The organism is Burkholderia sp. PAMC 28687, assembly GCF_001577465.1.
In the GTDB taxonomy this organism is placed as follows: Bacteria; Pseudomonadota; Gammaproteobacteria; order Burkholderiales; family Burkholderiaceae; genus Caballeronia.
In genome coordinates, this window is record NZ_CP014506.1 from 794,882 (window position 1) to 806,831 (window position 11,950).

Genomic DNA, 11,950 nt, shown 5'->3' on the forward strand with positions numbered 1-11,950 from the left:
TAATGCATAACAGGCGGAAAGAGCAAGTTCATCGATGAATTGGCGTGCTGGCCCGAACGTCAGGAGATGTCGGTTTCGAGATATTGCGCAGCTTGCGCCACCGCAATGCCGATGAAATTCATCAACGCAGGATGATCGTCGTCGGATCGCCAGATCAGGTCCAGGACGGCGCTGACGGGTTTGTCGATATCGAGTGGCCGGAAGGCGACGCCCGGGAACCGCATGTGCCTCGCGGACGCCGGAACGATCGCAAGCCCCACGCCGCTCGATACCAGCGCCACGACCGTGTAGAGCTGGGTTGCGTCCTGCACGATCTCGGGCACGACCTCGGCTTCGTGAAGAATGTCCGAGACGATCTTGTGGAAGTAGAACGCGTCCTTGCGGCTGAAAAGAATGAACGGTTCGGCTGCCAGTGCTTCGACTGGCACGCGTTCGAGGTGCGCCAGCGGATGGTATTCGCCGAGCGCCAGCATCATGGGTTCGCGGATCAGCGTGCGCGTGGAGAGTTCGCCGCTGTCATTGCCGATCGGCCGCACGAACCCTATGTCCATCTCCCCCGCGAGGATCGCTTCGCGCTGCCTTTGCGTCACGCCTTCCCGCAGTTCGAGGCGTATGTCGGGATGCCGTGTGCGATAGGCGCCAATGCATTGAGGCAAGAGCTGAGGCAGTGCGCCTGCCACGAAAGCGATCCCGAGGCGGCCTCGTTCGCCCCGGCCGGCAAGCTTCGCATGCTCGATAACGACGTCTGCCTGAGCCAGCAGCCGGCGCGCGCCCGAGAGCAGCTCGACACCTGCGTGAGTCAGCCTGAGCGGGCGTTTGCCGCGAATGAAGAGCGCCGTATCCAGGCTCGCCTCCAACTGCATGATCTGCTGGCTGAGAGGCGGCTGCGTGATGTGGAGGCGCGCGGCCGCGCGCCCAAAATTGAGCTCTTCCGAGAGCACGACGAAATAACGAAGCTGGCGCAAGTCGATCATGTTTCATTCCTAAAACGTATGAAACTCCAATGAATAATATATTAGACAGAACAAATTGACCGGCGCAAATTTGTTCCCGTGCAAGAACGAGCAGTAAATCAAGGCCCGGTCAACGCCCGGCCAATGTCTGGTTAAGGCCCCGAACGCATCAATGGAGCGACGATCATGTTTCATCGATTTGCCTGTGCTGCCTTTTATGTCGCGATTACCGTCACCGGTGTCGTGACGACGGCCGCGGCAGCCGGTGAGCCCGCACCCTACGGACTAAAAGCCGGCAGACCGTACGCAGGGCAGTCGATCAAGGTCATGGCGGTATCGACTCCGCAGTTCACTGCGCTGCAAAAACGCACACAGGAATTCACCGACTTGACCGGCATAGAAGTGAAGTGGTCCTTCGTGCCGTTCAAGGCGCTGCAGGAAAAAGTCACGAGCGTGGGCGTAGCCGCGAACGGCAACTTCGACGTGGTGAACTATCTGGATCAGTGGGGCGCGTCCTACGCATACTGGTTGATGCCCCTCAACGATTACATTGCGCGCGACAAGCTCGACCTCAACGACTATCCGCCCGCATTTCTCGAAGCCCTCACCATCAACGGCAAACTCAACGGACTGCCGTTACGCAGCAACGTGCAAATGATGCTGTACCGCAAGGACATCTTTGCGAAGCTCGGGTTGAAGCCGCCAAAGACCTGGCAAGACCTGATCGATGCGGGCCCGAAGATTCGTGCAGCCTTCCCGGATGTTGCGCCGCTCGGTTGTTACTACGGCGCGGATGGCAACCGCCAGAACCTGTTTGCATGGGCCGATTTCGTGCGCGGCGCGGGTGGCCGGATTCTCGATGACAGGGGCTATCCGGCATGGACCTCGCCAAAAGCCATGGAAGCCACGCGCGAGTACGTCGGCCTGATGACCAAGAACAACCTGTGCGGGGCGGGCGCGACGTCGAATGTGGAACAAGACAGCCGCGTCGCCTTCCAGCAGGGCAGAAGCGCGGTGCTGCCAATCTGGCAATGGGCTTATTCAGCCGCCACCAATCCTAAAGACTCGACGCTCACGAAGGATCAGGTTGGCTTTGCGCCCATGCCGGCCTACAAGGCGGGCGATCCGCCGAGCACAGTGATCAACGTGATGCCGGTTTCCATCTCGGCTTACTCGAAGCACAAGGACGCGTCGTGGGAGTTCCTCAAATGGGTCACGAATTCCGATCTGGACAAACGCAATGCGATCGAGCGCAACGTCAATGGATTTGCCGTTGTGAACAGTGTGGTGAACCGCTGGTCGAGCATGGGCGACCCCCAGGTCAATGCAGCAAACGACCACATCTTGCTGGCGGCCAAAGCGGCGCTCGAAGGCAATGCCGCGCCGATGCCCGAAGTCGTCTACTGGCCGGAGGTCGCAGATCTTGCTTCGGTGGCGATCAACCAGGCGGCGTCCGGAGGCGACGTCGATGCACTCATGAATACGGCAGCGCAGCGCGCGAATCATGTCGTGCAGCGCGCGCTTCGTTAGATCTCGAGCAGAACGGGTCCACTTGAGGAACATGTGTCATGTCTGAACGTATCGCCAAGTATGGAATGGTTGCGCCGGGATTGCTGATCGTGCTCGGCACGGCGCTTTATCCGCTGGTCACGACCTTCTATCTCAGCTTTCGCGACTGGAATCTAGGCCGCGCGAATGAATCGAAGTCCTTATGGTTGCCCTCCGACGGCTTCTCGCAAATTGGTTATCTCTTTGATAACTACACGCGTGCTCTCACCGACCCGTCAATGTGGAATTCGGCGTGGGTCACCGCGCGTTTCACGGTGGCCTCCGTGGTGCTGACCGTCGGGTTCGCGCTCGCAATCGCCGTACTGCTGTTTCGCGGCGGTCTGGTTCGCGCGGTCTTGCGCTCCATGCTGATCCTGCCGTTCGCCATGAGCCCCGCGTTGATCGGCGCGCTCTGGCGTTTCATGGCAAACGCCGACTTCGGCGTGGCCGGCGCAATCAGCCGCGCATTGCATCTGAAGGATATCGACATTCTTGGCAACGCAACCGCGGCGTTCTGGCTGGTTTTATCCAGCGATGTGTGGCACTGGACGCCTTACTTTGCGCTCATCTTCATTGGCGCGCTCGCGTCGGTGCCGAAGGAAAGCCAGGAAGCGGCCGAGATAGACGGCGCAACCCCGCTTCAAGTGTTTTTCTCGATTACGCTGCCGCAGTTGTGGCCGGTTCTGGCCGTTGCCATGGTCCTCAAGGCCATCTTCGCAATGAAAGTATTCGACCAGGTCGTGATGATCACGAATGGCGGTCCCGGGCAGGCAACGCAGACACTCACGCACTTCATCTATTTCCAGGGCTTCAAGTACCTGAACATGGGTTATGCGTCGGCGCTCGGCTGGCTCCTCGTCATACCGATGATGGCGTTGACCGTGCTGTATGTCCGTCTTTCACAGCGTGGGAAATAAGGAACGACATGAACTCGAAATCCATTCCCGACATGTTGCCGCATACGCAATCCGCATCCCCCGCCGGCTACACCGCACCGCACAGATTTCGCGCTTCGCTGGGCTGGTTTGGACGCGGCGTTGCAATGGCCCTGCTGTTCGTGGTGATCGTGTTGCCGCTGCTCTGGATCTTGTCCGCCGCGTTCAAGCACTACGTGGATATCTACAAGTTGCGCGTGACGTTCACGCCGACCATCGGCAATTTCTTCGAGATCATGCGCGAGCCGTTTCGCGTGCAGGACAAACTGATCAACTCGATCATTGTTTCCATGAGCACGGTCGTCATCACGCTGCCGATCGCGACTGCCGCCGCGTACTCGTTCTCGCGCTTCAGGCTCTTCGCGCACAAGTCGATGCTGGTTGCCGTGCTCGCCACGCAGTTCCTGCCGCCAGTGGTGATCGTGTTGCCGTTCTTCCTCATGTTCCGCGATCTCGGACTCTACGACACGCGCTTGGCGTTGATCGTGGTGCAAACCGCGCTCGTCATGCCGTTCGCAATCTGGATGATCAAGGGTTTCATCGATCAGATTCCGATCGATATTGAAGAGTCCGCGCTGATAGACGGTGCGACCCGTCTTCAGGTCCTCTACCAGATGATCATGCCGATCGCGCTGCCGGGCATTGTCACAGCGGGCATCTTCTGCTTCATCTTGTCGTGGAACGATTTCATCATCGCCGTGATCCTGACTTCGGAAGATGCAGTCACGCTGCCAGTCGCCATGAGCCTGTTCAACCGCGAAGAGGGCGATCTGTGGCAGCTGCTTTCCGCCACCGGCATTCTGATCATGCTGCCGATGTTCCTGTTCGCTTCGTTCATGCAGCGCTATCTGATTCGCGGTACGACGGCCGGCGCTGTCCGCTGATCCGTGCTCCAACTCTTTATTTAAGGCGACGTTCATGACTACGGTCACATTGAATCGCATCAACAAGAACTGGGGTGGCTTTCACGCCGTCAAGGACTTGAACCTGAGTATTGCCGAAGGGGAGTTCCTCGTGCTGCTCGGACCGTCCGGCTGCGGCAAGACCACGACCATGCGCATGATCGCGGGCCTCGAAGATCCCACCGGCGGCGACCTGATGTTCGACGGCGAGCGCATGAACGGCGTGCCGCCACGGCAACGCGATGTATCGATGGTATTTCAGAACTACGGTCTGTATCCGCACATGAGCGTGTACGACAATATTGGGTATCCGCTCAAGCTGCGGGGTGTGACCGGCGAGCAGCGCGATCGCGAAGTCAGGCGTGCGGCGGACCGGGTCGAACTCGGCCAGTTGCTCACGCGCCGTCCGGTGGCGTTATCCGGCGGTCAGCGTCAACGTGTGGCGCTTGCGCGTTCCATCGTGCGGCGGCCGCGCGTTTTCCTGATGGACGAACCGCTGTCGAATCTGGATGCCAAGCTGCGCGGGTCGATGCGCGCGGAGCTCAAGCACCTCGCCCGCGAGCTTGCCGTCACGACGGTGTACGTCACGCACGATCAGGTTGAAGCGATGACACTCGCCTCGCGCGTCGCGATCATGAAGGAGGGCGTGCTTCAGCAGATCGACGCGCCCGAGAAAATCTACAACGAACCGGCCAATGCGTTCGTCGCGGGTTTTATCGGCTCGCCGGCCATGAATTTGCTCCGCGGGGAAGGCAGGGGTGGTCAGTTTGTCATGTCGGACGGGCTTGCTTTTCCCATCGCGCCTCCACGCAACGGGCCGCTTTATCTGGGCGTGCGCCCGGAAGACGTGATGGTCGGCACGGGCGATCAGCCAGGCGCTCTTTCAGCAGATATCTTCGCGTTCGAACTGCTCGGCGACGTCACCCTCATCACGCTGAAACTTGCCGGCCAGCACTTTGTGGTCAAAGGCGACAAATCCATTCGATACACCGACGGCGACCGGATCATCGTGCGGCCAGAGCCATCGAAGATGTTCTGGTTCGACGGCACGACCGGCGAGCGCATCAAAACCGGCTGACGGTCGGGGCTGCCCCCAATTCAGTTGCACAAGCTTGAAGCTTGAACCAGGAGAACGAGTCACCATGCGTCCCAACTTAGTCAAACAGAAGTTCCTCGCAGGCGAACCCATCGTCAATGCATGGCTTTCCATCCCGAGCAGTTATGCGGCGGAAGTCGTGGCGTCCCAAGGATTCGATTCGGTGACAGTCGACCTGCAGCACGGGATGATGGGTTTCGAATCTGCGTTGACCATGTTGCAAGCGGTCAGCATCACGCCTGCAACACCTCTGGTCCGCTGTCCTTCGCTCAATCCGCCGGAGATCATGAAGCTGCTCGATGCAGGCGCCTACGGCGTGATCTGTCCTTCCATCGATACCCCGAGATGGCGCGCCAATTCGTTTCTGCATGCCGCTATCCGGACGTCGGGCAGCGCTCGTTTGGTCCGGCGCGCGGACTGCTTTATGGCGGACCTGATTATTTCAGTTGCGCTAACGACACTGTCCTGACGCTTGCCATGATCGAATCGCAGCAAGCGCTCGATCAACTCGATGCAATCCTCGATACACCCGGCCTCGACGGTATCTACATCGGCCCGAACGATCTTGCGTTGAGCCTTGGCATGAAACCCGGCATGCAAACGAACGCGAGGCTGGAAGAGGTGATCGGGCAGATCCTCCGCGGCGCTCGTGATCGCGGCCTGCTTGCCGGCATATTCTGCAGCGACGGCGCCGCGGCGCACAGCCGGCTGGAGGAGGGGTTTCATCTAGTGACACCTGGCAATGATGCCAACGCGCTTGCAGTCGCAAGCACGTCGCGCCTTCTGGCAGCGCGCGGCGCGGGCGGTGCGACAGCCCGCAGCGGCTACTGAAACTCGCCGAAGGAACAGGGCAATGGCCGCCATTCCGCTTGTCTTGCTACCGGGAACACTGTGCGACGCGCGTGTCTGGCGTGCACAGGTCGACGCGTTGTCGGTGCAGCGGCCAGTCGTCGTATGCGAGTTGGGCAGCGAGCGAACCATGGAGGCCGAGGTGGCCTCGTATCTTGCGATACTCCCGCCGCGGTTCGTGCTGGGCGGGTTCTCACTCGGTGGAATTGTTGCGCTGGAGCTTTACAGACAGGCGCCGGATCGTGTGGCCGGCTTGATCCTTGTGTCGGCCAATGCACGACCCGATCCGGAATCAAGCCGGGAGAAACGCCGGAAACTGGTTGAACGGGTCGATGCAGGCGAGCTGGAAAGTGTTCTGGATGAGTCTCTGTTGCCCGATTACTTTTCGCCTGAATGTGGGCACCGTGGTGAATTGACCGCTCTGATCAGGGCGATGGCGCATTCGAGCGCGGCGAACTTTGCGAACCAGTCGCGCTATGCAAGCGATCGTCCGGATTCAAGGCCGATGCTGAAATCGATAACCGTGCCCGTTCTATTGATTTGCGGTGATTCGGACGTGTTGACGCCGCGCGACCGGCAGGACGAGATGGCGCAAGAGCTTGCGCAAGCGAGCACGGTGTTCATTGCACGATGCGGCCATTTTGCAACGCTCGAGTCATCCGATGCATGTAATCAAGCCATGCAGCAATGGCTGCTGAGAATGATTCCCTAGCCGTTTGATGGAGATTGATCGCCGAGAGTAATAGATTACTTATTAGTTAGGAAACCGATATAAAAAATACGCTGAGAGATCAACTGTTGAGGCGTCAGTGTCTTTTTGGCGCCGATACCCGAACCCACGCAAGACATTCCGCACGTCAACACGACCTTTACGAGCCACGTGAAATGAAACCGACCCGCGCGCTTTTATCTATTGCCTGCTGTTGCGCTGCTATCAGCGCTCATGCACAAAGCAATGTGACGTTGTACGGCATTATCGACGAAGCCTTCCAGTACACGACGAACCAGGCGGGCGGCCACGCTTATCAACTGGCCAGCGGAACATTGAGCGCTTCGCGTTTTGGCTTCAGGGGGCGTGAGGACCTTGGCAGCGGATATGCGGCCATCTTCCAGCTGGAGAACGGCTTCAACGCAAACACCGGCAAGCTCGGGCAGAACGGCCGTCTGTTCGGCCGCCAGTCGTGGGTAGGCATTTCGACGCCTTACGGCGCAGTCACGCTGGGTCGTCAATATGATTTCGAAACGACCTTCGTGGGGCCGTTCGAATCGGGTTATGCATGGTCGGGCGGTCCCGGCACGCAGCCCGGCGACAACAACAACATGAACGCCAGCTTTCGCTTGAACAACGCCGTCAAGTTCGTCAGCAACCCGTATCACGGATTGACTGTCGGTGCGGTGTACTCATTCGGAGGCACGCCCGGGTCGGTCACCAACAACAGCACGTACGGCGCCGGCATCACTTACACAATCGGCGGTTTTGCGGCTGCGGCGTCGTATTCGCATATCGATCATCCAAATACATCTGTGTACGACGGAACGAACACCACTACCGGCGTGACCGTGTCGGGGTTGAGCTACTCCGGTTTCGTATCGGCGAAAAGCCTGCAAATCAGCGCGCTCGGCGCCTCATACACGTTCGGAAACTCGACGATTGGCGGGACTTTCAGCAACGTCGACTTTGGCAAGCTGGGCAGCGGTTCGGGGCCAAATCCCGAAGGGTATTCCGGTACCGGCGTCTTGAATACCGGCGAAATCAACTACCTTTACCATTTCACGCCGGCATTCAGTGCGGGCACTGCGTTTATCTACACACGTGTGAATTCGACGGGTGGTGCACCCGGCGCGATTTATCGCCAGATCGATATCGGAACGACATATAGTCTTTCGAAGCGCACGGATGTGTATGTGTGGGCGTATGGTCAGAACGCCAGTGGGACCAATTCCGTGGGTGGGCCGGCCGTTGCGCAGCTTGCCTTTACATCGGCTTCCTCCACCGACAAGCAGCTTGCCGTGGTAGCCGGCATCCGGCATCGTTTCTAAGCGTGGGCGAGCTTTTTGGGTTTTCAATTGAGAGGAGCATAAGGTGAGCTTTGACCTAGGGTCGTACAAGGATGTCCCGGACTTCATTTATGGAATCACGCGTGAAATCTGGGAGGACCGGGGAATCGGCGGGAAGCTCGACAAGCATTACGCGCCCGATATCCTGCTGCGCGCCGCGACCGGATTCACCGGAAGCAACAAAGGTGTCACGGCGCAGACGCTGCAGACGCTGCATCAGTTCCCTGACCGCCAGCTCGTTGGCGAGGATGTGATCTGGACGCCGTATGGCGACGGCACGTTTCTTTCGTCGCATAGGTTGACCTCCGTGATGCGTCATACCGGCGACGGCGTTCTCGGCCGCGCCGAGGGACGCATGGTTCGCAGCCGGATCATCGCGGATTGCTGGGTACGGGATCAAGTCGTGATCGAGGAGTGGCTCGTGCGGGACCAGGCTGCTTTCGCGCGGTGCCTGGGCACAAGTGCGCGCGCGCTCGCCCGCAGCATGACCGACCGGGAATTGCAGCAGGGCGTGCCGATTTCCTTCTTCACGCCTGAGCACGACAAGCCGAGCCGCTATAAGGCAACCGTGCAAAGCGACGACGAAACCGTTCACCGTTATCTCGGCGGCATGCAACGTCTTTGGCACGACAAGGAAACCGCCGTGATTCGCGACATGTATTTCCACGGCGCCGCGTTTCATGCACCCGGTGGGGACGTACTCTACGGGCATGGCGATATCGATACATTCGCGCTTGGTTATCTCGCATCATTTCCCGATGCGGTGCTCAAAGTAGAAAGCGCACGGGTGAACCGCAATCCTGAGCAGCCAGTAAGGGTTGCGGTGCGCTGGTCGCTCACGGGCACGCATTGCGGCTTCGGACATTTTGGAGAACCGACCGGCGCGCCTGTTTTCGTCATGGGCATGTCGCACGCGAATCTCACGAAAGACAAGGTAATGACAGAATTTGTCGTCACCGACGAGGTGTCGATCTGGAAGCAGATTTTTGCGCACATGGAAAGCAAGAATGGTGCGTAGCGTGCCGCTTATAAGCAATGCGCCGACCCGCTTCGTGCCGAATGGCAGTTAGCTCGGGCTTTCGATTTGCCTTTTTGAAAATCCACACAGGATCCAAAACTCAAAGGCTTTCCAAAAAATCTTTCTTGATCCAGTGGGAATAAGCTGAGCACGCGATCCATCGCGCACCAGTTGAACAATGGCCGCTACTGGGGGCAAATATGTGATGCGCGTGTGCTCGGGCTGTATATTCTCTTTGCGCGCGAGCCCAGGGACGATACTTTCCAGTGCCACCTTTGGTGCAGTTCCGCGGCCGAACATGATGATTGGCCTTTGCAGGACGCGTAGAGCAAGAACCCCCGGAGGGGGGCGGCAAAGCGTCTTAAGGCTTGCTGCTCATGGCACCTCAGGACCCGATCTGAGTCTGCGATTCATTGTTCAACTGATTCAACTCAAAGCGCGTGTGAAGCTGAGGGCGCGTTGGCCCGATCCTGCATTTCTAGCTGCCGTCGTTTTGCGAGCGGTGCAGCATCGCGGCCAAGCAACTCGGAATCAGCCACACGACGATGTGGCGGTTTTAGAAGGAGGCTTCGTAGCAGGAGTTGTTTTAGCGCGCCAGCCTGTGCGTCAGATGCGAGAGACCGTGAATGTCGTGCAGCCCGACGTGGCCTGCAATAAACCACGCTGCGGTCCACGACGCGCCGACCACCAGCAGGTCGCAGTGTCCGCTATTCCACCAGTTGAGCGAATGACGCGAGGCGATCCACGGAACGCCGAGCGGATTGGGCCAGTCGGCGAGCAGATGCGTCAGGCCGCCGCACGCGAATCCAAATGCCGGCGCGGCGAGCCGGTCATGCCCGAGCCAATGGTACGAGACCGCCAGCAGCGCAATCCAGCCGATACCCCAATGGGTCACAGTACGGTGCGTGATCCACAGGCGGCGCGTGCGTGACCACCACGCCACTTCCAGCCAGTCGGGGGCAGTGCCGCCCGCAACCGCAGCCATGAAACTCAGCAAGACCCACACGTGAAACGGCCCGACGGTGCCGCTGTGAGCGACGATACTCGCCGTCATGACGCCGGCCGCGAAGCCGGTGGCGTGATGTGCTTTGCTTGATGCCATTGGAACGATACTGCCTGGAAGACGGGCCGCCATGTTTGCAGAACCGTGGGGAAATTGACAGTCGCTGTTACTGTCTTTTTCACTTCCGTGAAGGGAGCGGGCGTCAGACCCGAGCGCCGCCTTTCAGCGTTTCAGCCGTTCAGCCATGCAGCGGATGCAGGATGGAAGCAATGCCCTTCGACGAAAGCGCGCTTTCGATTCCGAGCACAGTGCCGCCAATCGCTCCGGCATATTGATTCAGCGCCGTGTTCTGGATCAGCAGGCTGCGCGTGGCAAGCGGCAACGCTCTTCGGTAAACCACCGCACGCACCCCCGCGAGAAGATCGTCGCTGATCCTCGCCATGCGCCCTCCAAGCACGATGGCCGCAGGGTTGTACATATGCACGAGCATGGCGATGATCTCGCCGATTTCCTCTGCCGCCGCGCGTATCAAGCGCACCGCTTGCGGATCGCCCGAGCGAACGAGACGCACGAGGTCATCCACGGTTTGCGCGTCGGAGTCGGGCAGCGCCTGCAGGTTGGCGAGCACCGCATTGGTCGAAGCAACGGCTTCAACGCAACCGATATTGCCGCAACGGCAAACGACATCGTCGCGGCCCGGCACCCTGATATGCCCGATGTCACCTGCGGAACCATCGGCGCCGCGGTGCAGCATGCCTTCGGACGTGATGATGCCGCAGCCGATTCCGGTCGATACCTTCGCGAAGAGCAGCGGCGATTGATTGGCAGGCCGCGTGCGTGCTTCGCCCAGGGCCATCAGGTTCACATCGTTATCGACCAGCACCGGCGTCTTGAGGCGCGCCTGCAAATATTCCGATACCGGAAAGCCATCCCAACCCGGCATGATCGGCGGCCTCACGCAAACGCCGCGGCTGAAATCCACGGGACTCGGCAAGCCGACCACGACGCTGCGCACGGACTGATCGAGCAGCCTGTGCTCCTGCAGCAATTGATGGAATTGCTCGATGATCGATTCGAGGACCGGCTCCGGTCCAAGTGAAACATCGACGCCAAAGACCCGCTCGGCAAGCCGCCGTTGCGCGAGATCCGAGATCACGAGACGCCCGTGCGTCGCCCCCATGTCCGCCACTAGGATCACGCCGGCGCGCGGATTGAGCACGAGCATGGTTCCGGGACGTCCTCTCGCCGATGCGCTTTGCGCCTGCTCCTTCACGAGATCGCATTCGATCAGCGGCTGGATCAACTGAGAGACGGTCGAGCGCGCGAACCCGGTATTGCGCGCAAGGTCCGCGCGGCTCACGCCCTGCGACGACGCAATCAGCCTCGCGAGCTTGCTATGAACCTCGAACTCTTCGAGCCGGAAAGCGCGGTCGAACGTGGCGAGGCGAGAGGGAGCGGGTTGATTGCTTTGGGTGTGCATAGCGGCTGAGACCTCGGGGAACCGAGCTTACTTTAATCCGAGCATTGGCCACAAGCGAGATTCTCAAGTCGATAGGCAAAGTATTTATGTCGGAAATCGAATTAAATA

Annotated in this window: 10 protein-coding genes and 1 pseudogene; 8 read left to right on the forward strand and 3 right to left on the reverse strand. The window is 59.4% G+C overall.

Features of this window, described 5'->3' with window-relative positions; translation table 11 throughout:
* Positions 1-59: 59 nt before the first annotated feature.
* Positions 60-974 carry a LysR substrate-binding domain-containing protein gene (locus AX768_RS18990; protein WP_062001632.1) on the reverse strand — a complete coding sequence of 305 codons (915 nt, stop codon included), beginning with the start codon at positions 972-974 and terminating at the stop codon, positions 60-62.
* A 165-nt stretch (positions 975-1,139) separates the two neighbouring features.
* On the opposite strand from AX768_RS18990, the gene AX768_RS18995 reads away from it, so the two are divergent.
* The 8 genes and pseudogenes from AX768_RS18995 to AX768_RS19030 all read left to right on the forward strand — a co-directional run bounded on the left by AX768_RS18995 (position 1,140) and on the right by AX768_RS19030 (position 9,359).
* Positions 1,140-2,483, forward strand: coding sequence for an ABC transporter substrate-binding protein (locus AX768_RS18995; RefSeq protein ID WP_062001633.1), 1,344 nt, complete (start codon positions 1,140-1,142; stop codon positions 2,481-2,483).
* A 38-nt stretch (positions 2,484-2,521) separates the two neighbouring features.
* The gene (locus tag AX768_RS19000) at positions 2,522-3,418 is read left to right on the forward strand and encodes a carbohydrate ABC transporter permease (RefSeq protein ID WP_082778934.1); all 897 of its coding nucleotides are present in this window, start codon (positions 2,522-2,524) and stop codon (positions 3,416-3,418) included.
* An 8-nt stretch (positions 3,419-3,426) separates the two neighbouring features.
* Complete coding sequence (locus AX768_RS19005; RefSeq protein WP_197672672.1) at positions 3,427-4,320, forward strand: carbohydrate ABC transporter permease; 894 nt, start codon at positions 3,427-3,429, stop codon at positions 4,318-4,320.
* A gap of 34 nt (positions 4,321-4,354) precedes the next feature.
* Positions 4,355-5,416, forward strand: coding sequence for an ABC transporter ATP-binding protein (locus AX768_RS19010; protein ID WP_062001635.1), 1,062 nt, complete (start codon positions 4,355-4,357; stop codon positions 5,414-5,416).
* 64 nt (positions 5,417-5,480) lie between these two features.
* Positions 5,481-6,265: pseudogene (locus AX768_RS19015) on the forward strand (HpcH/HpaI aldolase family protein).
* A gap of 22 nt (positions 6,266-6,287) precedes the next feature.
* The gene (locus AX768_RS19020; RefSeq protein ID WP_062001636.1) at positions 6,288-6,995 is read left to right on the forward strand and encodes an alpha/beta fold hydrolase; all 708 of its coding nucleotides are present in this window, start codon (positions 6,288-6,290) and stop codon (positions 6,993-6,995) included.
* Positions 6,996-7,168: 173 nt separating this feature from the next.
* The gene (locus tag AX768_RS19025) at positions 7,169-8,323 is read left to right on the forward strand and encodes a porin (protein ID WP_062001637.1); all 1,155 of its coding nucleotides are present in this window, start codon (positions 7,169-7,171) and stop codon (positions 8,321-8,323) included.
* A gap of 43 nt (positions 8,324-8,366) precedes the next feature.
* A complete protein-coding gene (locus AX768_RS19030; protein WP_062001638.1) occupies positions 8,367-9,359 on the forward strand; it encodes an ester cyclase in 993 nt (330 codons plus the stop codon).
* Between the two features lie 586 nt (positions 9,360-9,945).
* Here the strand turns inward: AX768_RS19030 and AX768_RS19035 are convergent.
* Positions 9,946-10,461, reverse strand: a complete 516-nt coding sequence (locus AX768_RS19035) for a metal-dependent hydrolase (RefSeq protein ID WP_062001639.1) — start codon at positions 10,459-10,461, stop codon at positions 9,946-9,948.
* Between the two features lie 139 nt (positions 10,462-10,600).
* The gene (locus AX768_RS19040) at positions 10,601-11,842 is read right to left on the reverse strand and encodes an ROK family transcriptional regulator (RefSeq protein WP_062001640.1); all 1,242 of its coding nucleotides are present in this window, start codon (positions 11,840-11,842) and stop codon (positions 10,601-10,603) included.
* Positions 11,843-11,950 lie beyond the last annotated feature (108 nt).

Excerpts from the sequence above, each read along its gene's own strand:
- AX768_RS18990 (WP_062001632.1), bottom strand. The coding sequence starts at position 974 with ATGATCGACTTGCGCCAGCTTCGTTATTTCGTCGTGCTCTCGGAAGAG.
- AX768_RS18995 (WP_062001633.1), top strand. The coding sequence starts at position 1,140 with ATGTTTCATCGATTTGCCTGTGCTGCCTTTTATGTCGCGATTACCGTC.
- AX768_RS19000 (WP_082778934.1), top strand. The coding sequence starts at position 2,522 with ATGTCTGAACGTATCGCCAAGTATGGAATGGTTGCGCCGGGATTGCTG.
- AX768_RS19005 (WP_197672672.1), top strand. The coding sequence starts at position 3,427 with ATGAACTCGAAATCCATTCCCGACATGTTGCCGCATACGCAATCCGCA.
- AX768_RS19010 (WP_062001635.1), top strand. The coding sequence starts at position 4,355 with ATGACTACGGTCACATTGAATCGCATCAACAAGAACTGGGGTGGCTTT.
- AX768_RS19020 (WP_062001636.1), top strand. The coding sequence starts at position 6,288 with ATGGCCGCCATTCCGCTTGTCTTGCTACCGGGAACACTGTGCGACGCG.
- AX768_RS19025 (WP_062001637.1), top strand. The coding sequence starts at position 7,169 with ATGAAACCGACCCGCGCGCTTTTATCTATTGCCTGCTGTTGCGCTGCT.
- AX768_RS19035 (WP_062001639.1), bottom strand. The coding sequence starts at position 10,461 with ATGGCATCAAGCAAAGCACATCACGCCACCGGCTTCGCGGCCGGCGTC.
- AX768_RS19040 (WP_062001640.1), bottom strand. The coding sequence starts at position 11,842 with ATGCACACCCAAAGCAATCAACCCGCTCCCTCTCGCCTCGCCACGTTC.